General features: G+C 52.7%; 18 protein-coding genes, 1 tRNA gene and 2 pseudogenes. 6 read left to right on the forward strand and 15 right to left on the reverse strand.

The features are described 5' to 3' along the window. Window positions 1-56 precede the first annotated feature (56 nt). Together EO763_RS14890 and EO763_RS14895 are read left to right on the forward strand one after the other, a co-directional pair. On the forward strand, window positions 57-2423 hold the full coding sequence (locus tag EO763_RS14890; protein WP_161529418.1) for a fimbria/pilus outer membrane usher protein: 2367 nt from the start codon (window positions 57-59) through the stop codon (window positions 2421-2423). Window positions 2424-2427: 4 nt separating this feature from the next. Beyond that, window positions 2428-3438 (forward strand): Csu type fimbrial protein, encoded by a 1011-nt coding sequence (locus tag EO763_RS14895; protein ID WP_039491488.1) that lies wholly within the window; start codon window positions 2428-2430, stop codon window positions 3436-3438. Here the strand turns inward: EO763_RS14895 and fadJ are convergent. The 7 genes from fadJ to EO763_RS14930 form a co-directional block, all read right to left on the reverse strand. Then, window positions 3431-5668: a fatty acid oxidation complex subunit alpha FadJ gene (gene fadJ, locus EO763_RS14900; RefSeq protein WP_161529419.1), complete on the reverse strand. Its 2238-nt coding sequence runs from the start codon at window positions 5666-5668 to the stop codon at window positions 3431-3433. The genes EO763_RS14895 and fadJ overlap by 8 nt on opposite strands. After that, window positions 5665-6978: an acetyl-CoA C-acyltransferase FadI gene (gene fadI / locus EO763_RS14905; protein WP_161529420.1), complete on the reverse strand. Its 1314-nt coding sequence runs from the start codon at window positions 6976-6978 to the stop codon at window positions 5665-5667. Before fadI ends, fadJ begins: the two co-directional genes overlap by 4 nt. A 209-nt stretch (window positions 6979-7187) precedes the next feature. Next, window positions 7188-8387 carry a M20 family metallopeptidase gene (locus tag EO763_RS14910; protein ID WP_161529421.1) on the reverse strand — a complete coding sequence of 400 codons (1200 nt, stop codon included), beginning with the start codon at window positions 8385-8387 and terminating at the stop codon, window positions 7188-7190. Between the two features lie 95 nt (window positions 8388-8482). Then, window positions 8483-9337, reverse strand: a complete 855-nt coding sequence (locus EO763_RS14915; RefSeq protein WP_039491483.1) for a MetQ/NlpA family ABC transporter substrate-binding protein — start codon at window positions 9335-9337, stop codon at window positions 8483-8485. Between the two features lie 54 nt (window positions 9338-9391). Continuing rightward, window positions 9392-10054 carry a methionine ABC transporter permease gene (locus EO763_RS14920; protein WP_039491480.1) on the reverse strand — a complete coding sequence of 221 codons (663 nt, stop codon included), beginning with the start codon at window positions 10052-10054 and terminating at the stop codon, window positions 9392-9394. Next, entirely contained in the window at window positions 10044-11069 is a 1026-nt protein-coding gene (locus EO763_RS14925; protein ID WP_161529422.1) for a methionine ABC transporter ATP-binding protein, read from the reverse strand. The genes EO763_RS14920 and EO763_RS14925 overlap by 11 nt, the downstream gene beginning before the upstream one ends. A 264-nt stretch (window positions 11070-11333) precedes the next feature. Further along, the gene (locus tag EO763_RS14930) at window positions 11334-11630 is read right to left on the reverse strand and encodes a YfcZ/YiiS family protein (RefSeq protein WP_010298581.1); all 297 of its coding nucleotides are present in this window, start codon (window positions 11628-11630) and stop codon (window positions 11334-11336) included. 514 nt (window positions 11631-12144) lie between these two features. Here EO763_RS14930 and fadL point away from each other — a divergent pair. Then, on the forward strand, window positions 12145-13446 hold the full coding sequence (gene fadL, locus EO763_RS14935; RefSeq protein WP_161529423.1) for a long-chain fatty acid transporter FadL: 1302 nt from the start codon (window positions 12145-12147) through the stop codon (window positions 13444-13446). A gap of 138 nt (window positions 13447-13584) precedes the next feature. Here the strand turns inward: fadL and EO763_RS14940 are convergent, their stop codons facing one another. Continuing rightward, window positions 13585-14337: an SDR family oxidoreductase gene (locus EO763_RS14940; protein WP_161529424.1), complete on the reverse strand. Its 753-nt coding sequence runs from the start codon at window positions 14335-14337 to the stop codon at window positions 13585-13587. Window positions 14338-14479: 142 nt separating this feature from the next. On the opposite strand from EO763_RS14940, the gene EO763_RS14945 reads away from it, so the two are divergent. Beyond that, window positions 14480-15382: a LysR family transcriptional regulator gene (locus tag EO763_RS14945; RefSeq protein WP_161529425.1), complete on the forward strand. Its 903-nt coding sequence runs from the start codon at window positions 14480-14482 to the stop codon at window positions 15380-15382. A 71-nt stretch (window positions 15383-15453) separates the two neighbouring features. Here EO763_RS14945 and mqo read toward each other — a convergent pair whose 3' ends face one another. Next, window positions 15454-17037: a malate dehydrogenase (quinone) gene (gene mqo / locus EO763_RS14950; RefSeq protein ID WP_039491474.1), complete on the reverse strand. Its 1584-nt coding sequence runs from the start codon at window positions 17035-17037 to the stop codon at window positions 15454-15456. Window positions 17038-17399: 362 nt separating this feature from the next. Beyond that, on the reverse strand, window positions 17400-18161 hold the full coding sequence (mlaA, locus tag EO763_RS14955) for a phospholipid-binding lipoprotein MlaA (protein ID WP_039491472.1): 762 nt from the start codon (window positions 18159-18161) through the stop codon (window positions 17400-17402). A 607-nt stretch (window positions 18162-18768) separates the two neighbouring features. Between mlaA and EO763_RS14960 the strand changes: the two genes are divergently transcribed. Beyond that, window positions 18769-19707, forward strand: a complete 939-nt coding sequence (locus EO763_RS14960) for a formate/nitrite transporter family protein (protein ID WP_161529426.1) — start codon at window positions 18769-18771, stop codon at window positions 19705-19707. Between the two features lie 76 nt (window positions 19708-19783). Then, window positions 19784-19858: transfer RNA gene (locus tag EO763_RS14965), tRNA-Arg, on the forward strand. Window positions 19859-19962: 104 nt separating this feature from the next. Here EO763_RS14965 and EO763_RS23650 read toward each other — a convergent pair. From EO763_RS23650 to EO763_RS14985, 5 genes and pseudogenes are all read right to left on the reverse strand, one after another. Continuing rightward, window positions 19963-20136: an IS3 family transposase gene (locus tag EO763_RS23650; RefSeq protein ID WP_244322001.1), complete on the reverse strand. Its 174-nt coding sequence runs from the start codon at window positions 20134-20136 to the stop codon at window positions 19963-19965. An 81-nt stretch (window positions 20137-20217) separates the two neighbouring features. Further along, window positions 20218-20307: pseudogene (locus EO763_RS23945) on the reverse strand (hypothetical protein); the annotation flags it as partial. Between the two features lie 266 nt (window positions 20308-20573). Continuing rightward, window positions 20574-21953 carry a VasL domain-containing protein gene (locus EO763_RS14975; RefSeq protein WP_425281348.1) on the reverse strand — a complete coding sequence of 460 codons (1380 nt, stop codon included), beginning with the start codon at window positions 21951-21953 and terminating at the stop codon, window positions 20574-20576. A gap of 116 nt (window positions 21954-22069) precedes the next feature. After that, window positions 22070-22480, reverse strand: a pseudogene (locus EO763_RS14980) (GIY-YIG nuclease family protein); the annotation flags it as partial. 179 nt (window positions 22481-22659) lie between these two features. Next, window positions 22660-23130: a hypothetical protein gene (locus tag EO763_RS14985; protein WP_161529428.1), complete on the reverse strand. Its 471-nt coding sequence runs from the start codon at window positions 23128-23130 to the stop codon at window positions 22660-22662. Window positions 23131-23140: the final 10 nt, after the last annotated feature.

Genomic DNA, 23140 nt, shown 5'->3' on the forward strand with positions numbered 1-23140 from the left:
GCTCGGTTAACGGCAGAAGCGTGTCTATTGGCTGTGAAGCTATGGTGAAGCCAGGTATGAAGCGCAAAACAGTTGCCTTCCCCCTGCTCATGTACGCTCCATTTGCGCTGTTTTATTCTGCGACGATTCTCGCGGAAGACTATACCGATCTTCCCGCTCCCCCCAGCGCCATGCCCTCGCTCAGCGAGTCCGTTTATTATTTAACGCTTTCCGTTAACGGACAGAGCGATAACACGGTTGTTCCTGTCACGTATCGTGCCGGGAGCTATTATGTGGATGCGGCAACGCTGCGTTTGAATCACATCCGCTTACCGGAGCAAAGTACGGGGCTGGTCAATGTTAGCGCTCTGCCAGAGGTAACTGCCGATTACGATCAGGCCATACAGCAGCTAAAACTCACGGTGCCCACGCTCTGGCTACCCGAGCAATCTGTTGAAGGCGGAGGGCAAGACATGGCACGTATCCCCGCCCGCAGCAGCCCCGGATTGTTGTTCAACTATAACCTTTATTACACCTCATCCCGTGGCAATGCAGATTCACTCAACAGTTGGATGGAACAGCGCGTTTTCAGTCCCTATGGAACCTTATCCAACACGGGGATTTACTATTTCACATCGAGCGGCAATACCGCGCAGCAAGGTGACTATCAGCGTTTCGACACCTATTGGCGCTATAACGATAACGAACGCATGCTCACCTATCAGGTTGGCGATCTAATCAGCAACTCCCTGACGTGGAGCAACTCGGTGCGCATGGGCGGCCTGCGCATCGCTCGCAATTTCGCCCTCCGCCCAGATATCGTGACCTATCCGATGTTGCAATATACCGGTACGGCTGCCGTACCCAGCACGTTGGATCTGTTTATCAACGGCTATAAAGCGAACAGCACCAGCCTGAATGCTGGCCCCTTCACCCTCACGAATACGCCTTACCTTAACGGCGCAGGGGAAGCGACTGTCATCACTACGGATGCGCAGGGGCGGCAAGTTTCCACCACGATCCCCTTTTACGTCTCCAACTCGTTGCTAAGGGAGGGATTAAGTGATTTCGATCTGTCCGTTGGCGTTTTGCGTCAGGACTATGGGGTAAAGAATAACGCCTATACTGACGATCCTGCCGTTAGCGGCATCTATCGCTACGGGTTGACCAATAAACTGACGGTATCGGCGCATGGCGAAGCGGTACAGGATCTCTATCTGCTCGGCGCAGGGGCAGATTTTACCGTCGGCCGCTGGGGCACGCTGAGTTCGTCCTACAGTCAGAGTGAAAAAGAAGCCACCGGACACCAATACACCACGGGCTACTCCTACTACACCTCCGCATTTGGCCTGAGCGTTCAACACGCTAAACGCAGTGAAGCCTACCGCGATTTAACCGCCGTACTCACGGAAGGTCGCCTCAGCCGGGAAAGCTATCAGGCAACGCTCAGCAGCCAACTCTTCGGTGAAGGCAACGGTTCATTCGGCGTGGGGTATTTCGATATCCGTACGTACGATTCAATCCGTACCCGCTTGCTTAATTTCTCTTTTAGCCGCCAGGTCTGGCAAGACAGCTCTATTTACCTCGCCTTTAACAAAGAACTGGGAGAAAACGGCTACAGCGCCCAGATCCAGTTCGTAATGCCTTTTGGTACAAACGGCAGTATTAATGCCGGCGTTCAGCGCGACAGCAATGGCGATTATTCACCGCGTGTCGGAGTGAACCGTACCGTGCCGACAGAAGGTGGATTAGGCTGGAACGCCGCGTATGGCGCAGGAAAAGCCCCTTATCACCAAGGTTCGCTGAACTGGCGCGGCCCTTATGCCATGCTTGCCGGCGGAACCTATGGCAATGAAGGAAATACCACGCAGTGGGGGGAACTGAGCGGCTCGCTGATCTACATGAATAGCGGGCTTTTCGCCAGTAACCGTATCAACGACGCTTTTATTGTGGTCGATACCGAGGGATACCCTGACGTCCCAGTAAAATATGAAAACCAACTGGTGGGTAAAACCAACAAACGCGGCCATTTACTCGTGCCGTGGGTCGTGTCCAACTACCCCGCGAAAGTGGAAATCGATACGTTACAACTGCCAGCCAATGTCGCCACCCCACAGGTGGAATCGCGCGTGTCGGTCAAAGAAGGCAGCGGCACCGTCGTTACGTTCCCCGTTCATGCCGTGCGATCCGCCAACATTAAGCTGCGCAATACGGATGGCAACCCGCTAACCATCGGCACCTGGATAACAGACGACATCAGCGGCGATACCACCATCAGCGGCTACGATGGTCTGGTCTATTTCACCAATCTGGGAACGGCTAACCGCCTACGCTTTAAACAAGAGGACGGGCGGCTTTGCCGAGTGGAGTTCTCACTACCGGAATCACAGACCATGATGGCGGCCATCGGCCCACTGACCTGCCAGACTGACTCAAAAGGATAAAACGATGCTGACTCCGATACCGAAAATCCAGCACTTCTCCCCCGCTAACCGGCGAGCGGCCCGTTGGCTACGTCTGGCTTTCCTGCTGATGGCGCTGTATTACGCGCCAGTTAGCTACGCCGCCTGCACGACCCCACCGAGCTCCACCACGCTGGGGCCTTATGCCTCTTCCGTTGTCGGTGTTAACGGCACTCCCCAGATCGTGACATCGGGGAGTGGGTTCCGCTGTACGGGAAGCCTGTTGAGTTTAGCCAGTACCAATACAATTCAAATCACAATACTGGATGACAGTAACCCCAGCGGTACCGCCATGCGGATGCGCAGAGGGACGAGCACAGACTACGTTCCCTATAGTCTGTGTATCGATTCTGGCTGCGGTACGCTTTATGAAATCGGTTCAACCTATATCTGGTCTCGGACGACGTTTCTGGGAATCTTAGGCCTGTTCAATTCAGCAGATGGCTCCATGCCGATCTATATCCGCACCAGTATCGGCAACAACGTTTCTGCCGGAACCTATACCGATACGGTAACCATCAAATGGGATTATCGACTTTGTTCAGTGGGCTTATTAGGTGCTTGCATTTACGAAGAAGGCTCAACCACCTCAACCCTCAATATCACCATGACTATCACCAATGATTGCCAGATCACCAGTGCGCCGAATGTCAGTTTTGGAATTGCAGCGTTTCCCGCCGATTTCGCGGCGGTCAACAGTAGCCTCGGCGTTCGCTGTACGTTGCTGGGGGCGTATACCGTCAAGCTGGTCAGCACCCACCCCGACGATGCCAACTGGCGCAGAATGACGGCCACCGTCGGGGGGGCTCCCTCTTATTTGCAATATCAACTCTATCGCACCGGGAACATCGCCTGGACAGAGACCAACGATTACAGTGGAACGGGTACGGGGATTACGCAGAGTATCCCGTACACCGCCCGCATTAACGCCAGTCAGGCCAGTAAGCCAGAGGGCGCGTATAAAGATACCGTCACGATTAACGTCACGATCAACTAGTGCCAGGGTCTTCATTGGTTGGCGGATAAAACGTCCGCCGACCTTCCCGCATCGCGAGCAGACGTTCACAGGGTGCGAACCGATCGCCATACTGTTGTTGTAATACCAGCAGCGTTTTCACTACTGTTTCCACCCCCAGACGATCCATATAGTGGAACGGCCCGCCGAGGAAAGGTGGGAAACCAATGCCAAATACCGCGCCGATATCACCGTCGCGAGCGCATTGAATCACGCCTTCATCCAGACAGCGCGCAGCCTCATTCAACATCATCATCACAGCACGCTGGCTGATTAATGCAGGGTCAATATGGGCCTTCGGTGTCACATCCAGCAGCGGATAAACCGAGCTGTCTACCTCTCTGCCCGCGTGCCAAAAACGGCGTGTTTTATTGTATCGATAGAACCCTTTCCCATTCTTACGCCCTTTGCGCCCATCTTTCAGGATCGCATCAAACGCGGGGGGAGAGGTAAAGCGGTTGCCCAGTTCTTCACTCAGCACCGGCACAATTTTGGTCGCGACATCAATACCGACCTCATCAAGCAGTGCGAGCGGACCGACGGGGAAGCCAAAACGCACCAGCGCATAGTCAATCGATTCGATCGGTTCCCCTTCCAGCAGGCAATAAGCCGCTTCGTTGATATAAGGCGCTAATATGCGGTTCACATAAAAACCGGCGCTGTCGCCCACGACGATCGCGGTTTTCCCCTGCTTTCTCGCCAGAGCCACCGTCGTTGCGACCGTCTCTGCGCTGGTGTGAGCGTGAGGGATAACTTCAACCAGCGGCATTTTGTCCACCGGGCTAAAGTAGTGCAGACCCACAACCTGTTGCGGACGGCGCGCGCCCTCTGCAATCTGATGGATCGGCAGCGAGGAAGTATTCGATGCGAAGATCGTGTGCGGCGCAGCGTGCTCTTCAATCTCCGCGACCATTTGCCGCTTCAGCGCCAGATCTTCAAAAACGGCCTCAATGACGATATCCGCATGTTCAAAACCGCGATAATCCGTACTGCCGGAAATCAACGTCATCAACCGCTGGCGCTCCGTCGGCTTCATCCGCTTACTCTGGACGCGCTTGGTCAGCAGTTGCCAGTTGTATTTCAGCGCATGGTTAATGCCCTGTTCATTGATGTCTCTAATGCGCACCGGCACCTGCCCGCGCGTCGCCGTAACGCTAGCGATCCCACCGCCCATCAGCCCACCGCCGAGAATACCGACGCGGTGGATCGGCTTCGCTTCAGAGGCCGCACCGACAGTTTTCTTTAATGCATTGGAGGCAAAGAACAGATGGCGTAGCGCGGCCGATTCCGGCGTCATCACCAGTTTGCCAAACGCTCGCGCCTCGTGCCGATACCCTTCCTCACGGCCTTTTTCTATGCCCTGACGCACCACCTGAATGATTTTTTCCGTGGCCGGATAGTTGCCGTGTGTTTTCGCACGCGTTTTGCGTTTCACTATTTTGAACAGCATGTGGCGAATGCCCGGACTACTCAGCAGACGTGAATGCCAGCCCAGCGGCACCGCTTTGCGTTTTCCTTTTTTGAGAATCTCGACCGCCGTCTCCAGCAGGATATCGTGCGGGACGGCCTCATCAACCAGCCCCTGTCGTAGTGCCTGACTCGCACGGAGGTGACGACCCGTCAGAATAAGATCCAGCGCGCTATCCAAACCAATTAACCGAGGCAAACGCTGCGTTCCACCCGAACCAGGAAGAAGGCCAAGCTGAACTTCGGGTAGCCCCAGCACCGTTTTTTCATCCAGCGAGCAGACGCGATAGTCGCAGGCCAATGCCAGTTCCAGACCACCGCCCAGACAGGCACCGTGGATCGCGGCTACCACGGGGAACGGCAGCGCGGCAACCTGATCGAACGTTTCCTGCCCTTGTTTCGCCAGATTTTCTGCCTGTTCGGCGCTGCTGCACTGGTTCAACATGGTGATATCCGCACCGGCGATAAACGAATCAGGCTTGGCGGAAATAAAAATCAGCCCCCTGAGCGTCGCATGCTGCCGCGCCTGCTTGAAGACCGAGAGAATTTGTTCTGCAAATTCGCTCTTTAGCGTGTTCACCTTCTCGCCGGGGACATCAATGCGAATAACACCGATATTGTCCGGCCGGATAGTAAGGGAAAAGGCAGACGGGCTTTCCGTTGCAGGCACTGTTTTTTCCGTTGCAGATGATGTTGTTTCCATTGCAGACGATGTTGTCACGGAGAAAGGCTGTTGATCGTTCATGGCGTCACCTCCAGTACCATTGCCGCCCCCAGCCCGCCAGCCGCGCAGGCGGTGGTTAATCCCAACCCGCCGCCGCGACGACGCAGTTCATTCAGCGTTTGGGTAATCATCCTCGCCCCGGTGGCAGCAAAGGGGTGTCCATAGGCAATGGATCCCCCCAACACATTGAACTTGTCGCGATCCACCTCGCCCAGCGCGGCGTTTCTACCCAGTTGATTCTGGGCGAATTCATCGCTGGCAAACAGTTTGAGATTTGCCAACGTTTGGGCGGCAAAGGCTTCGTGCATATCAATGAGCGTCAGATCGGCCAGCGTCACGCCGGCCCTTGCCAACGCCAGCGGGGAGGCATAAGCCGGCCCCAGTAACATATCACGCTGCACGCCGATGGCACTGAATGCATAGCTGCGCAGGTAACCCAGCGGCGTGAGCCCCAGACTTTTGGCCTTAGACTCACTCATCATCAACACCGCCGCCGCACCATCCGTCAGCGGCGTACTGTTCGCCGCCGTGACCGTACCGTGTCGGCGATCGAACGCCGGGCGTAAACGGGAATATTGATCCAGTGCGGAATCATGACGCACATTGTTATCTTCGCTCAGCGCCTTGTCATAAGGTGGGACGTAAGCCGTCATGACTTCATCGCGCAGCACGCCGGATTCCCAAGCCTGAGCCGCCAGCTTGTGTGAGCGGTGCGCCAGTTCATCCTGCTCTTCACGCGTGATGCCGTAGGTTTTTGCCATCTGTTCGGCGGTATCGCCCATGCGCAATCCGGTAGAATACTCCGCCACGGCGGGCGCAACCGGTAGCAGGTCTTTCGGGCGCAGGCCGCTTAACAGTTTCAATTTCTGGCTCAGTGTCCGAGCCTTGTTCATATCCACCAGCGTTCTGGCCAACGCTTTGCTGACGCCAATCGGCAGCACAGAAGAGGAATCCGCCCCGCCAGCAATGCCGACGTCCACCGTACCCGCCATAATGCTTTCCGCCACATTAGCAACCGCCTGAAAGCTGGTGGCGCAGGCGCGCGACACGCTGTAGGCATCGGTATGCACACTCATGCCCGTGCCGAGCACGATCTCTCGGGCGATATTTGGCGCTTCCGGCATTTGGACCACCTGCCCAAAGACCAATAGCTCGATCAATTCAGGATCGATCCCAGTGCGAACCAGTAATTCGCTGGTGACGAGCTTTCCTAATTCGATGGCAGGTACACCATGATAGGCCGTTGCCTGCCGGGCAAATGGGGTGCGTAATCCGCTCACGATCGCAATGCGATCGCCACGGTGGGTTATCAGAGGTAATACCTCGCTCATAAACGCTCCTGTTAACCGAAAATATTCCCGTTAACCAAAAATAAAGTATGCGCACAACAGGTCAGACCTGATTTCATTGTTAACCAGATAGTTACATTACGCAAAGCTGCGCAACACAAAAGTGTGAAGAGCATGCGGTTGTCAGCCAACAGGGCACTCGGGATTGCCGCTGAAACGGTGATTTCAGCAGCAACCGTTATCTATTGCCGTCAGGCAGGGGAATGGGTACGGAGAAAATCGGCTTTCACGCTTTCCAGCAGAGAAGGATCGGTCAATAGACGGTAGCCCGAGAGCGCCAGCGCCTGTGCTGCCACCAGCAATGCACGGTCACCCTGTGGGGAAACGGCAGCTTCACGAAACTCAGGCGTGTGGCCAATAAGATCGTCAGGACCAATTTTAATGTAGCAATGGCTAACGGGGATGACGTGGCTGGCATTACCGGCATCCGTCGAACCGAGACCACGACGCGGCTGATCAGAAAGCCCTTCACCCAGCGCCACCAGTTCCTCTCCGACGATAGTGTCCAATGGCCGGTTGATAATCAAATCCTTAACGGGATTCTGGAATCGCTCAACGTTCAGCGTACTGCCCGTCGCCAGCGCAGCCCCTTCCGCCACTGCCCGCACTCTTTCACTGACGGCCTGCGCCCGTTGCCAGGTTGAAGCGCGAATATAAAACCGTGCGGCCGCATACTCGGGAATAATATTCGGCGCTTCTCCGCCATGGGTAATAATGCCATGAATGCGCGTATCACCCGGTAACTGCTGTCGTAGCGCATTGATGCCAGTAAAGAGTTGAATCACCGCATCCAGCGCGTTAATCCCCTCCTCCGGCGAAGCCGACGCGTGTGCCGCTCGACCGGTAAAATGGAAATCCAGCGGATCGACCGCCAGACTGGCGGAAGTCAGTTGTGTTTTACCTGAACCGTGGATCATGAACGCGGCATCAATGCCATCAAACACGCCAGCATCAGCAAAGCTTCCTTTGGCGCTGCCGTTGGCACCGCCCTCTTCTGCCGGAGTGCCAAATACCCATACCTCTCCGCCGGTTTGATCCACAACGTGGGACAGCGCAATGGCCGCCGCCACGCTGCTGGTACCGATCAGGTTATGGCCGCAGGCATGCCCCAACCCCGGCAGCGCATCATATTCGGCTAGATAGCCAATCCGTGGCCCGCTGTTTGCCTGTCCTTTGCGCGCGACGAAGCCCGTTTCATGCCCGGCGATATCCCGCATTACGGTAAAACCAGCGTCACGCAGTAGATCGGTAAGGGTTTCAGCGGCAAAATACTCCTGATTGCCCAGCTCCGGCCGGGCATGAATCTGGTGGCTGACCTCTAGATATCGCTGCGCGGCCTGTTCAACATGGGACCGAATGATGCCGCGATGATGGGGGGTTAATTCACTCATTTTGCGCCTCCTGACGTCATCGTTGCGCTAGCTGCCAGCTTAAGCTGGCATGGTTAAGCAACCTGGCTTCAGCAAATTGGATTTAAGCGAAAGGCTCACTGTTTTCTCAAATCGTCTTCCAGCTGTTTGAGCTTGTCCTGCAAATCTTTGGCTGGCAGATCCACCACAACCGCAACGCCTTTCGTATCCTCTTTCACCGCAGCGATCACATCAGGTTGGTGATACAACGCCACAATCCGCTGATAGACCGGGTTGTCTTTGTCCTTTTCACGGGCGGCAAACACGTTCACGTAAGGCAACGCAGACGGTGCGGTAGGATCGTCCTGAAACAGGATTTTATCGGCAGGTAAACCAGCATCGACCGCCACGCCCTGATTGACCACCGAGGCAGCCACATCCGCTAGCACGCGCGGCGTCTGCTGTGCGACTACCGGCAGAATTTTCAGTTTGCGCGGATTCTCAATAATATCGTCAGGCGTCGCGTGCAAGCCCGCGCCGTCCTTTAACTTCAATAAGCCAGAGGATTGCAGCACATTGAGTGCACGCCCCTGATTGGAAGGATCGTTTGGCAAGGCAATCTGCGCCCCCTGCGGGATATCCGCCAGAGCACGATACTTCTCCGAATACAGCGCCATAGGCACAATTTGTGTCGCACCGATCGGCACAATCGTCAGTTGGTTGTTCACGTTGAACTGGCTTAGAAAAGCCAGATGTTGAAACGCATTAAGATCGACATCGCCGCTGGCCAACGCTTTATTCGGCAATGCGTAGTCCGAAAAGCTGATGAGTTTGATGTTGATGTTCTCCGCTTTCGCTTTTTGCGCCAGTACCTTCCAATACGCGTCTTCGCTTCCGGCCACGCCGATTGTCACGTCCACCGGTTTTTGTGCTGCACCCGCCTGCAAGGAGAGCGTCAAAAGCGCCCCCAATACCATCTTTTGCCATTTCATTGTTCGCTCCTTAAATGAATACCGTTTTGAATATCGCGCACCTGACACGCCGTGCTAGCGCCGCATGATGCGACGAGAGAAATAGTTGCCCGCATGCTGTGCCAGTTGAACCAACACAATCAGAATGACCACCGTGACCACCATGACGGAGGTGTTAAACCGGTTGTAGCCGTAGGTCATCGCCAGATTTCCCAACCCGCCGCCGCCAACCATTCCGGCAACAGCGGAGAAATCGACCAGCGCCACGGTAATAAATGTCAGCCCCATAATCAGCGGGCCCAGAGCTTCCCGAATCAGCACGCCGGTAATGATTTGCAAAGGCGTGGCTCCCAATGCGCGGGCGGCTTCAATCATGCCGGGATCGACCGACATCAGGTTGTTCTCCACCACCCTCGCAATCGCACAGGCGGCAACCAGAATCATGGGGAAAATGGCGGCGGCAATACCGATGGTGGTGCCCACAACCATGCGCGTCATCGGACTGACCGCGACCAGAAAGATGATGAAGGGAACGGGGCGCACGATGTTGATCAGCAGATTCAGCAACACAAACAGCACGCGATTCTCAAACAAGCCACCTGCGCGGCTCAGAAACAGCAGCAGGCCCAGGCCAATACCCAGCACGCTGGCGAACAATAGCGTCACCAGCACCATTGCCAGCGTTTCGCCTGTGGCAACCAGCAGCGTCTGCCAGAATGTCGTCCAATCAACCTTCATCGCTCACCTCCCTGACTTCTACCGTTTGCGCTAGCGTTTCCAGCGCGGCAGCAATGCTGTCCGGCGGGCCAATAAATTCCACAATAAGGCTACCGAACAGTGCACCCTGCAACTCGCTGATGTTGCCGTAAATAATGTTGTAATCGATAAGCGAGTGCAGGCGTGCCGTCTGTGACAGCAACGGCACGCTGGTTGAGCCATCATGAAAAATGAGCTGGTATAACGCGCCAGAATGACGTGATTGCAGCGTTTGTAATAACCGAGGAGGAAGACGATCGTTAAAAATAGAACGCACAAAGTTGCGCGTGGTTTTATGCTCGGGGCGAGTGAAGATATCGACCACGCGCCCCTGTTCGATGACGCGACCTTGTTCCATGACCGCAACCCGATGGCAAATGCGACGGATCACATTCATCTCATGCGTAATCAACAAGATAGTGATGTTATATTGCCGATTGATACTCTCCAGCAGTTGAAGAATATCCTCCGTGGTTTCGGGATCCAGCGCCGAGGTGGCCTCGTCACAAATCAGGATATCCGGTGAGCTGACCAGCGCTCTGGCAATGCCAACGCGCTGCTTTTGTCCTCCGGAAAGTTGTTCGGGATAGTGATCCTTCTTATCTTCCAGACCAACAAAGCGCAGCACTTCATCAACACGTTGCTGTATCTGCTGGCGATCCATTCGAGCCAAACGCAGCGGCCAGGCAACATTTCCCGCCACCGTTCGCGACTGAAATAAATTGAACGTTTGAAAGACCATGCCGATGCGCCGCCGGAGTTGGCGCAGCGCTTCTGCGGAAAGCGCGGTAATATCCTGCTGGTTAACCGTCACTTTTCCTTCCGTTGGCTGCTCCAGCAAATTAACCAGACGCAACAGCGTGCTTTTCCCCGCCCCGCTGAACCCGATGATGCCGAATATCTCCCCTTTATCGATATCCAGCGTGACATCTTTCACCGCATAAAGCGTTTTACCCTGTGTCGTAAACGATTTACTAACGTGCTCAAAACTGATCAAAACAGGACTCAACTTGATGTAAAAAATAATACTTAAATTAAATAGAATCACAGAGTTATCTACCAGAAACAAAAAATGCTATCCAATTGCGATTGTTAGCTAAAGACGTGGCAGAAGGGGAAAGAAAGGATGAATTTCAGCGCAACACGTTATCGTGTTGGACAACATCAATTCAGCATGAAAGGAGAAGGAGATAAACAGCAGGGAGAAGCAAAAAAGAGTCTGGCAGACTAGGCGATGAGGCCATACCTGCCAGAGGAATACTTAACGTAGGCCGAGCTGGAAAATCATCGTTTCGGCCTGGCAACTGAATGTGAAATCAATATCCAGTTTCACGCCGCCGTCTACATCTTCCAGCGTGCTGGTGATTTCGCAAGGGTCAGACTCTACCGCACGCGCTTTTTCCGTCAGCGCGGCCAGTGCCGCTTCCGCCTCAGAACGACCGCCGAAAACGTTGCTGTAAGACGCCGTGCAATCCGTGTTATCCATGATTGTGCCGACATCGACACAGCAGCAGGCTGCGGTTTCTTCAGCACTGCATTTGTTGATTACGTTCGTCATGCTACTTTCCTCTTAAGACTTAAGACGCGGGAGATATATACCCGTCATACTTCAAGCTGCATGTACGTTGGCTACGTTCACTCACCCGAATCACTTACTTATGTAAGCTCATCGGGACTCCCTCTCTTGCCGCCTTCCTGCAACTCGAATTATTTAGCGTATATGATCAAGTTCAAATATTTTTATCTTCCTTATATTTTACTCCCTCATCCCGAAGCAGTGCCAGCACTTCATGCTGACCAGTAATTTTAGTGATATCAATCACATTACGGTGTTATGCGACAGTAAAATCGAGTCATATCGCTTCACACAAATTAACCAAAACGTTAAGCAGATCTAAATTTCGCATCATTTTGGAAATATTTCGAATACACAAACGCAACATTATCGTATTCCCAACTTATACTTTGGCAACTGGTCTGATTTGTCAGGCTGAGTGCGCCCCCTACAATGCGCGTCCCTTGTTACCCCGTGTAACAACGTTAAATAACAAGCATATAAAGAGGTTTTGGTCATGAACCAGAAAAACCTGTTCAAACAATCCACAATTGCTGTTGCGGTGGCCCTGTTTTCAGCAAATGTGTCCGCAGCTGGTTTCCAGCTAAATGAATACTCATCATCGGGTCTGGGACGTGCGTTTTCTGGTGAAGGTGCCGTAGCCGATAATGCGACCTCAGGTAGCCGTAACCCAGCGACCATGACCATGTTTGACCGCCCGTCATTCTCCGGTGGTGTCACCTATATCAACCCAGATATCGATGTTCAGGGGAAAAACTCCCTGACTGGGCAAGATACCAGCGCCAAAAATATCGCGCCACACGCCTGGGTACCGAACCTGCATTTCATCATGCCGCTGAATGAACAATGGGCGATTGGTGCTTCCGCCACCACTAACTATGGTCTGGCGACTAAATTTAATGACAACTATGCAGCAGGTTCTATCGGCGGAGAAACCGACCTGTTGACGTCAAACCTGAACCTGAGCGCCGCGTATCGCCTGAACCAACATTTCAGTTTTGGTTTAGGGGTTAACGCCGTTTATGCCGATGCCAAATTTATTCGGCGCGCTGGTGAACTGGCTAATATTCCTGCCGGTGCGGGTGGCGCTCAAGGTGCCGTTGCTGGTCCGTCTTCAGAGATGGCTCGTCTGGAAGGCAAAGAATGGGGCTACGGTTGGAATGCCGGCATCCTGTACGAAATCGATGAAAACAACCGCGTCGGCCTGACCTATCGTTCCAAAGTCGATATCGATTTCAATGGCGATTACAGTAACCAACGGTCCGCTGGACCTGGTGCCCTCAATGGCGCAACAATACCAGGTCAATTAACACTTAATCTGCCAGAAATGTGGGAAGCGTCTGCCTACCACCGTGTAGCGCCGAAATGGGCGGTTCACTACAGCCTGACCTACACCAGTTGGAGCCATTTCCAGGAGCTGAAAGCGACAGGTAACAGTGGTAACACGCTGTTCCAGAAAGAGGAAGGCTTCCGTGATGCCTACCGTATCGCACTCGGCACCACCTACTATCATGACGATAACTGGACGTTCCGTAGCGGTATCGCGTTTGATGACAGCCCAATACCAGCCGACAGACGTTCTATCTCTATCCCCGATCAGGACCGTTTCTGGTTGAGCGCAGGCACGACCTATGCTTTCAATAAAGACGCGTCTGTTGATGTTGGCGTGTCTTATATGCATGGTAAGCAAGTTGATATCAGCGAACCTATCTCTGATAGAGCAGGTTCTCCAAGTTACAACTTCAGCTCCAAAGGTAAAGCCTGGCTGTACGGTGTGAACTTTAACTACGCGTTCTAATCACATCAGCCATAACGTGACAAAGCAGGTAAGGCAACTTACCTGCTTTTTTATTGCTCACCACAAGGCATTTATCTCTTTCTTACTGGCGTAGTGATTAGCTAATGATGAACACCGCACGCAAATCGTCATGCTGGATCAATCGTTCAATAGACGACCGCCGTCCACAACAATCTCACTGCCGATGGTCCATCGGGACTCATCTGAAGCCAGGTACAACACCGCCTTAGCCACCTCCTCCGACGTGCCGAAACGGCCTGAAGGAATGCTTTTGACGATCTCCTCATTGACTTGTTTGCGATAGCTATCGGGAATGCCAAGTTTGTCATACAGCGGAGTATCGATTGGCCCAGGGCTAACCGCGTTAATGCGAATACCGCGTGCCATCAGTTCGCTCGACAGCGTCTTTGACAGGCTAAGGAAAGCCGCTTTGGTCGCAGAATAAACCGAGGAACGAGCCGATCCTACGTGCGCATTAATCGACGTATTGAGCACGACCGAAGCAGGGTTAGCGAACACGGGCAGCAGCGACTGGATCAGGAAGTACGGCCCCTTGACGTTGATGTCGAAGGAGCGATCAAACATATCCTCCGTCCATTCCTCAATCGGTTGCCAAACGGAAACGCCAGCGTTGAGAAAGACAGCATCAACCTTTCCGTAATGGGCTTCCACAGCTTGCGCCAGTTCCTTTTGTGCACTCACGCTGGCCGAATCGGCGCGCAGCACCAGCACCTCGCTGCCAAGCTCGTTTTTTGCCGCGGCAATAGAATCGGGATTGACCCCGGTAACGATGACACGGGCCCCTTCCGCAAGAAACTGCTTTGCGGTTTCCAGCCCAATGCCGGTGGTGCCGCCAGTGATAAGGGTACGTTTATTGTGTAAGCGAGACATAAGGAACTCCTGATAATCATAGCGGGATGCAGCAATGTGCTGCCTGAGACAGCGCTAATCATACGTATATGCAGAAACAATGATAAGATTCTGCTTTTGCATATATTTCATTCCGAATTCGCATGAATCGAGGAGTCTTCACGTGGATCGCTTTCTACTCATGACTTGTTTTAAACGGACTGTCGAGACGGGGAGTTTCTCTGCAGCAGCCCGCGACCTAGGTATGGGGCAACCCAACGTCAGTCGATATGTTGCCGCCTTAGAAGAGCATCTGGGCGCAAGATTACTTCAGCGGACAACACGCCAACTTGTGCTGACGCCTGAAGGTGAGCGGTACTACGCAGATGTAAGCCGAATTCTCGATGCGATTGCAGAATCCGAATCGTCCTTGAGCAATGAGGCTGAACCCACAGGACTCCTGCGAGTGGCCTGCCCAACGGCAATGGCGCATGCCTTCCTTATGCCACACATACCCGCTTTTCTGGCCCGCTACCCCGGCTTATCGCTGGACTTGCAGCTTAGCGATCGTTTCGTGGATCTGGTTGAAGAAGGAACAGAGTTGGCGATCCGAATAGGTCATCCTAACGACAGTGCACTACGCGCACGCCGGATTGGTCTTTTTACACGCGTGTACGTAGCCTCTGTAGACTATCTGAGCCGCCGCGGCACACCGCAAACGCCGGAAGATCTGTGCGATCATGACTGTATTCTGTACTCGCTGTTAAACACGGGTAATACATGGCATTTTCGAGATACCGAAATCAACGTTTCGGGGCGATTCCGAGTCAACTCACCCCAGGCGGTACAGGAAGCCGTCATCGCCGGCCTTGGTATCGCCAGCGGACCAAAGTGGTTATACGAGGGTGGATTAAAAAGCGGCAAGCTGTGTCAGGTGCTGTGCGACTACGAAGCGCCGCCGGTGCCAATCCAGTTTCTCTATGTCGCCAATCGCCTGCTACCGAAGCGAGCCATTGTATTCATGGACTTCATTGCAGAAGCGTTTTCTAGGATCCCTGGGCTCAATACTGGCTATCACTACCGCTAATTCGCATTGGGCTGGAAAGCACAAAAAAGGCCGCTTTCGCGGCCTTACATCGTGACTTCCAGCGAACCCGATTACTCAGGCTTAACCTCAATATAATCCAGACCCAGCGTGCTGCTGGTGTAGCTGCGGATTTTATTGGTCATTTCAATGTTACCGTCCAGCTTCTGACCATAAGACGGAACAATCTCTTTCAGCTTGCTCTGCCATTCCGGCGTCGCCACTTTATCTTTAAACACTTTTTCAAGCAGGCTCAGCATAATCGGTGCTGCGGTAGACGCGCCCGGAGAGGCCCCCAGCAGAGCGGCAATCGAACCATCTTGTGAGCTGACGATCTCGGTACCCAGCTTCAGCACACCGCCTTTATCTTCATCTTTCTTGATAATTTGAACACGCTGTCCGGCAATCGCCAGTCTCCAGTCTTCTTTCTTGGCGTTCGGGAAATATTCCTGCAACGACGCAAAACGGTCATCGTCATCCATCATGACCTGACTGACCAGGTATTTCACCAGATCGAAGTTATCCAGACCGACGTGCGTCATCGGCATCACGTTGGAGAAAGTCACAGAACCGATCAGATCCCACAGCGAACCGTTTTTCAGGAACTTGCTGGAGAAGGTGGCAAATGGCCCGAACAGCAGGACTGGCTTACCGTCAAAAATACGGGTGTCCAGATGTGGAACGGACATCGGTGGCGCACCGACGGAAGCTTTACCGTACACTTTTGCCATGTGGCGCTTCACGATTTCTGGGTTTTCTGTCACCAGGAACTCGCCACCAACTGGGAAGCCACCGTACAGATCCGCCTCAGGAATGCCGGATTTCTGCAACAGCGGCAGTGCCGCCCCACCCGCACCGATAAAGACGAACTTCGCCTTAATCACGCTTTCTTTTTCGCCGTTCTTCAGATCGGCGTAAGTCACGCTCCAGGTGTTGTCCGCATTACGTTTGATATCACGCACTTCTGAATTCAGGTGCAGCGCAAAGTTGGGCTTGGCTTTCATCGCGCTAACCAGCTGACGCGTGATTTCACCGTAATTCACGTCGGTCCCGATAGGCATACGAGTCGCCGCAATCTTCTGAGCCGGATCGCGACCTTCCATTACCAACGGAGCCCACTCTTTGATCGTATTAGGATCGTCAGAGAACTCCATGCCACGATACAGCGTGCTGTGCTGCATCGCATCATAGCGATGTTTCAGGAAAGCCGTGTTCTCGTCACCCCAGACAAAGCTGATGTGCGGCACACTGTTAATGAAGGAGTGCGGGTTATTCAGCACGCCGTTTTTCACCTGATAGGACCAAAACTGGCGCGAGATTTCAAAGGCTTCGGTAATTTCCAGCGCTTTGCTGATATTGATTGGGCCGTCGGGATTATCCGGCGTGTAGTTGAGTTCCATGAAAGCAGAGTGACCCGTACCGGCATTATTCCAGCCGTTAGAGCTCTCTTCCGCCACGTTATCCATCCGCTCAACCATGTCGATAGACCAATCTGGTTGCAGTTCCTGTAAATACACGCCCAGCGTAGAGCTCATAATGCCCCCGCCGATCAGTACCACATCCGTTGTCTTCTCTGTCGTTTTAGCATCTTCAGCCATCGCCAGTGGGGCGTTAACCACCACGCTCAGGCAGAAGAACATAGCAAGTAGTTTTTTCATGCTTATATCTCTATTTTTATAAGTGCAGGTAAATAGAATTCCAGGCATTCATTAACACACGACCACACCATCACCCGTAAAAGGCATCATTCTTATGACCTTTTTGTTAATCATCTTGCTAACAAAAAAATCAGCGTGCAGACACATTTCAACCATGATGGACATCGGTACTGGTTAACGACGTAGCATTATTGTTATCTAGAGAGAGGAAATAAATTTTAGTAAGTAAATAAATAGACAACAATGCCATAACTTTTAAGAAACAAACCACAGATTCATCATGGTAAAAATAAGTTTAGCAGTGTTTTATAAAAGCAAAAGGCACCCGCAGGTGCCTGTATAATGAGCGATGCGACGCAACACTATTTCGCTGAATCGATCTCGTCGAGCGAGTCTTCAATCGCTGAAGCATTCGGGTTCTTCTGCGGAGTGAGTTGCCCATCACTGGCAAGGAAATCATGCCGCTGAAAGTAGGCTTCACGCACCATCAAGTAAGGATCGGAAGAGTTACGCAGCAGCCCGTCAGAATCCAACAGCTGTGCTCGCGTTTCCAGCCCTTCGATAGCCCACTTACCTGCGGACATCCAAAACGTCAGATAGCTTAGCATCGGATACAGCGTATCCACTACGCCACCGCCGTCTTCACGAGGTGTCACACTACCGTAGCCTGGCACCACCACATAAGGCCCGTAGCCCACGTCATAATGACCCAATGTGCTGCCAAAGCGGCGAGACTCTTCTTTCGCCAGTTTCGGATTTGCCATTGAGGCCACGTCAATCAGACCGCCCATCCCGAGCAAGGTATTCAGGAAGAAACGGTTAAAGTGAATCATTGCTTTATACGGCTTGCCTTCAACGAAGTAGTTCACCATCGTTGCAGGTTCTTCTAGGTTGCTGAAGAAATTTCCAAGCCCATTACGCGCAGGCGTCGGCACATAATCGCGCCAGGCAACAGCCGCAGGACGCACCAGATAAGGATCCAGAACGTCGTAGTTAAAGCTGAACATGGTACGGTTAAAGCCTTCAAGCGGATCAGAACGTCCTTCTTGAGCTCGATCCCCGGAACTGGCGCAGCCGATCAGTAACACGCTGGCAAACACCACCCCACTCAGGCGGTAATTCATATCTGTTCTCCCTGATTTATAGTGTGCTATACCCGTCATACTTCACGTTACATGTGTGTTGGTTACGTTAACTCACCCGAATCACTTACTTGGGTAAGCTCATCGGGATTCCTTCACTTACCGCGTTACGAGGCGCATAAATGAGCCTCGCCCTACGGGCCAACGCTTTGCGTTGTTCAAAACACTAACGTTTTGTCCTGCAACGCGAATTATTTAGGGTACATACCCGCGACCGAAAATGGGTATTCCCAGTATCAGCCCAGCCTATCAGGTTGAGCGACAAGGACGGGATATCGGCCAACAGTGTAACATTTTATCGCTCCATCGCTACGTTGGCTTACGCATTACTGCATTTTCAGAGGCTTGCCATTTTTTTGTGGGGACAACTCGCGGCATCGTTGCGACACGCGCTCCAGCGTGGGCGACAGCACGGTATTCCCTTGCTCCCCTCACAGCATAGCACCACCAGCCTAAATCAATGAGCCATGCTGTGCCATCCCGTGTTGTAAAAACTGACTACGCTTATCATCGGGGTTGTCGGTGATCGCCCCTCAACCTCAGCACCGTTAGCCAGGCACCAACCGGCCCACTCGTCGAGAGAATCGCTATGAATCCACCTTCAAAATCCAGACAAACCCAGCAAGAGAAAGAAGAAGAGGTTGTGGTAGAGAGTGAGGAAAGCATGCAAGGAAAAACGATAGATATAGACGAAGATCACTTACCTTCCCCTGCGGCCGCGATCCATGAAGAGATTCGTCAGGAAGGGCAAAAGGAACTGGAACGCGATGCAATGGCATTATTGTGGTCAGCGACTGCGGCAGGGATCTCCATGGGAACCTCATTCATGGCGGTTGGCATGCTACACAACCATCTGGTTGGCGTGCCCAGCGGCTTTCTGCTGGAGTGTTTCGGTTACACCATCGGCTTTGTGATTGTCATCATGGCACGCCAGCAGTTGTTCACGGAAAACACCGTGACCGCGGTGCTTCCCATCATGCATAAGCCCACGCGCAGTAACTTCTACCTACTCGGCCGATTATGGTTCGTCGTGCTGGCTGGCAACCTGATCGGCACAGCATTGGCCGCTCTCGCCTTTACCTACATGCCCGTTTTTGATGGCGAAACGCGGGAAGCTTTGGTCAACATTGCGATGAAGGTCATGAAGCACTCACCAACGGAGATGTTCGCCAATGCCGTTGTCTCCGGCTGGATTATTGCCACGATGGTTTGGATGCTGCCTCGCGCCTACTCCGCCAAACTGTGGATTATTATCATTATGACTTGGATGATTGCTTTCAGTAACCTCACCCACATCGTGGCCGGTGCTTCAGAGATTTTCTATCTGGTGTTCATTGGCCACATCCCCTTGCAGGACTTTATCTGGCCGTTTGCTCTGCCCACGCTGGCGGGGAATATCATCGGCGGCACCTTTATTTTCGCACTCATCAGCCACGCACAAATCCGCAATGACATGAGCAGTTCATCTCACGGAAAACGCCAAAAGGAGCAAGGGAATGAGGGAGAAGAACACCAGCAGAAACGCTGATTGTCGACACTTTGAGCAAACGCGCCGTTAAGTGCTTATTCTCAGAGCAAAAATGCGTATAATAGCAGTGCTTCACGTCTCCATAGTTAAATGGATATAACGAGCCCCTCCTAAGGGCTAGTTGCAGGTTCGATTCCTGCTGGGGACACCATAACCCTCTCTTACACGCTCTCCGAAAGTCTAAAAAATTATTTAAAAACAACGAATACAATCAACATATAGTCTTAATCTGTCCCTGAAATTACTCCCACCTAATTACGCCGCCATTTCATAATCCACCGGTGTTTGATAACCCCGCGTTGAATGGTTGCGACGACGATGATAAAACACCTCGATATAATCAAATATCGCGTTCAGCGCCTCTTCTCTGCTGACAAACGCTTTTCCACACATCAGCCCCGTTTTCAGCGTGTGATAAAAGCTTTCCATTACCGCATTATCGTAACAGCAACCCTTTCCACTCATTGAGCAGCGTAAATCGTTATCTTTCAGTGTGTCCCGATATCGATGGCTCGCATATTGACGCCCTCTGTCCGAATGCGCTATCACCTGCCTTGTCGGCTTTCGCCGCTTTATCGCCCTCTCCAGTGCCTCAACCACAACCTGAGTGTTCAGTCTGTTACTCAGGCTCAGGATGTCTTCAGCCAACTGTCGTTGACTGATTTGAAAACAAGGTGGGCATTAAATCAAGGACAGATCAATCCATTTCAGCCTCACTGCGCCAGGCGTCCGTCCCAGCCGCACAGCAATTTCCGCGACAGGTATGGAAGCATAGTTATTTTCCAGAAAGGTTAAATCCCCGACTGTCCATCTGGCACGGTTATTACGGTAACACACTGAATCACTGCTATTTTTTAGCACCATTTTTACTCTGATGCATTCTGTTTTATTTCAGCATAGCGGGCTGCCAATTGTTTAAGATGCATCTCCAGTTGAGACCTCGCTGCGGCAGGTAAAGGTACTCCAGCAGGATTTTCTGACAATACACGCAGTTGCTCTTCAGCCGGTATGGACTGGTTAAAAGACTGTCGGACGGAAAATACAACGGACTTAAGTTCGCTGACCGTCATGTATTTGCCTTTCTGCTCATCAAGCCCGTTTAGCCGATCACTCAGTTTTTGTAGCGTTGTCATTCCCTGATACCAGCCATTGAGCTGTTCTACCGGTAATGCGGAAGCATTAAGTTGTTGCTGCCACTGTTGCACCAGGGGCTTAGCCTGTTCCGGCCACAGCGCCTGAGCCTGTTCTGTAAGTTTTCTGGCGTAAGTGATATTCCAGTCAGGAGGTAATTTATCCAGTCGGGCAAGCTGCTGTTGTGTTTGTGCTATCACTGTTTGTGATGACGGAGATTGCTGACGCAATATATCCAGCGTTTCAGGCGCAAGAGGTGCAGGTAACGGAGCCAGTGAGGCAGCAAGCTGAGTCTGTAGCGGTTGTGGCCGGTGAATAACCTGCCAGCTCCACACTGCGACGGCGCTTATCACCAGCATGGTAGACATCCCGGCGGCGAAGGATTTCCATTTTTTTACCGGAGCGGGCATTGCCGTCTGTACTTCCACATTCGCCTGGTGTTCCGACTGCATGACGTACACCCGCTTCACGGCACTGTCTGGCATATCTTCAGGCGGACTACCAGCGAGATTCCTCGTGGCTGCTGCCGCATCATTCATCACCGGGGCAGGCAACACGATACCTGGCTGAATGTTCGGCCCAGCGCTGGTTATGCTATCGCTGTTTTCCAACCTGACAGCATTGTTGTGCATCAGGGTACGCAACGTATCGAGCTGGCTCAGATGCTTAAGCTCCAGACGCTGCAGTATCTGCCCCAGACCGGTAAGCAGTTGTTCCGCCCGATACAACTGGCTGAGGTCGCTGTAATTTAACGGGAACGAGCGCATTCGTTGCTGCAGATGCAGACTCAGACTGCTGAGAATTTCCATGCGGGCATGGACTGGCTGCGGCCAGAGTGCGCCCCACTGATGGCTTATCAGTGCCTCGAGTATCGTCAGCCCTTCATTAAGTCCGAATAAGCCGGCCAGTTGCGTACGCGCAAGCGTATACCAGGCCGCCGTCTGCAGCTCTACACCGTTCTGCTCAAACAGTGAGAGACAGAGTTTTTCGACATATTGCCAGTTCACATCCGGACGTGCCGGATGTGTCAGCTTACTCAGCTCATCGCGCAGGGCGGAATAATCCGGAAGCGAGCGTGGGTCGCAACCGGTTTTAATCGTTTTATGCATAGTCATCCTGTCGCTCCTGCAGGCCCACGCCAGCATATTTCGTCAGCTGACGACTGATGCTGTTTTCTTTGTAGCAGGTCACCAGTAACGAACGCGTCGCGCGGGTAAACGCCACATAAAGCGCCGGAATGGCTTACCTCATCGATAATTATGCTGAGCTCGACTCGGAAAAACTCCTTACGCAGGTTAATCCTGTTAATCCGGTAGCTTTCAAGATGGTCGTGTAGCGTCTTTTCAAGTGCGGGGGCATCATCGCAGGAAATCATGGCATGAACGTCAAAATCAAACGGCACGGCTGCCCCGCTCAGCTCTTTCACTCGCTCCATAGGCTCCAGCCGTCGGGTCATACCGATTTTGAAGACGTTTTCACCGAAGGAGCCGATATTGGAAATCACATACACATGACCCTGCTTTGTAAGCTGGGCCATGGATTTGGCGCGTTCATACTGCTGATGCACGTCCTGAATTTTCTGCTCCAGCTCCAGACGCTGTCTTTCCAGCTCTTCTCTGTGGGTCTGCCTTCCACGCGCAGCATCAGCTTGTGCCGTAAACAGCATTTCTGAAACCAGCAGGAAGATTAATTTTCTCATTTCCATATCCGTGATTTATTTCGTTATTTTGGAGCTCTGTTCCCCGTCAGCTTTGACTGTTTCGCCAGGTAAATACGCAATGACGAATAGGAAAAAAATAACTATTACTCCTTCCGGTTCCGCTATGAAAGAAGCGCGATAGTCAGCCCAAAAAACGTGCTCTCATCAAAACCCTGCCCAGTGCAGGGTAAAGTACCAGGCGGAGCAAAGGTCCAGTCGCTCACAGTACCTGACCGCATGAATAAACGCCCCAGTGAAGTCATGTACGCACCATTATTGAAGGTCGCCTCTATACACCCGATCACACCCTTGCCGTACAAAAATACCGGCACAAACTTTACGGACCGGTCGTCGTAATGCAGAACAATAGCGGAAAGATCAAAAGCACCGCCCTCCACCAGCAGGTCCGTAACAGAGACAGTAAACGTCTCCACGTTCAGTCCGGTATCCACCAGCCACGTATCCATCTGCTCCTGAAGCTGCGTTATTCGCAGGCGAAACTCTGCAATATCAGCCTGACTCTTCCTAACAGATGAAGACGGAGCGGGCTGTCTGGCCTGCAGTTTTTTGAGGAACTGTGATTTTACTGTCATGGTGTTATCT

This window comes from Pectobacterium odoriferum (assembly GCF_009931295.1).
Lineage (GTDB): Bacteria > Pseudomonadota > Gammaproteobacteria > Enterobacterales > Enterobacteriaceae > Pectobacterium > Pectobacterium odoriferum.

Excerpts from the sequence above, each read along its gene's own strand:
- EO763_RS14890 (WP_161529418.1), top strand. The coding sequence starts at position 57 with ATGAAGCGCAAAACAGTTGCCTTCCCCCTGCTCATGTACGCTCCATTT.
- EO763_RS14895 (WP_039491488.1), top strand. The coding sequence starts at position 2,428 with ATGCTGACTCCGATACCGAAAATCCAGCACTTCTCCCCCGCTAACCGG.
- fadJ (WP_161529419.1), bottom strand. The coding sequence starts at position 5,668 with ATGAACGATCAACAGCCTTTCTCCGTGACAACATCGTCTGCAATGGAA.
- fadI (WP_161529420.1), bottom strand. The coding sequence starts at position 6,978 with ATGAGCGAGGTATTACCTCTGATAACCCACCGTGGCGATCGCATTGCG.
- EO763_RS14910 (WP_161529421.1), bottom strand. The coding sequence starts at position 8,387 with ATGAGTGAATTAACCCCCCATCATCGCGGCATCATTCGGTCCCATGTT.
- EO763_RS14915 (WP_039491483.1), bottom strand. The coding sequence starts at position 9,337 with ATGAAATGGCAAAAGATGGTATTGGGGGCGCTTTTGACGCTCTCCTTG.
- EO763_RS14920 (WP_039491480.1), bottom strand. The coding sequence starts at position 10,054 with ATGAAGGTTGATTGGACGACATTCTGGCAGACGCTGCTGGTTGCCACA.
- EO763_RS14930 (WP_010298581.1), bottom strand. The coding sequence starts at position 11,630 with ATGACGAACGTAATCAACAAATGCAGTGCTGAAGAAACCGCAGCCTGC.
- fadL (WP_161529423.1), top strand. The coding sequence starts at position 12,145 with ATGAACCAGAAAAACCTGTTCAAACAATCCACAATTGCTGTTGCGGTG.
- EO763_RS14940 (WP_161529424.1), bottom strand. The coding sequence starts at position 14,337 with ATGTCTCGCTTACACAATAAACGTACCCTTATCACTGGCGGCACCACC.
- mqo (WP_039491474.1), bottom strand. The coding sequence starts at position 17,037 with ATGAAAAAACTACTTGCTATGTTCTTCTGCCTGAGCGTGGTGGTTAAC.
- mlaA (WP_039491472.1), bottom strand. The coding sequence starts at position 18,161 with ATGAATTACCGCCTGAGTGGGGTGGTGTTTGCCAGCGTGTTACTGATC.
- EO763_RS14960 (WP_161529426.1), top strand. The coding sequence starts at position 18,769 with ATGAATCCACCTTCAAAATCCAGACAAACCCAGCAAGAGAAAGAAGAA.
- EO763_RS23650 (WP_244322001.1), bottom strand. The coding sequence starts at position 20,136 with ATGGAAAGCTTTTATCACACGCTGAAAACGGGGCTGATGTGTGGAAAA.
- EO763_RS14975 (WP_425281348.1), bottom strand. The coding sequence starts at position 21,953 with ATGACTATGCATAAAACGATTAAAACCGGTTGCGACCCACGCTCGCTT.
- EO763_RS14985 (WP_161529428.1), bottom strand. The coding sequence starts at position 23,130 with ATGACAGTAAAATCACAGTTCCTCAAAAAACTGCAGGCCAGACAGCCC.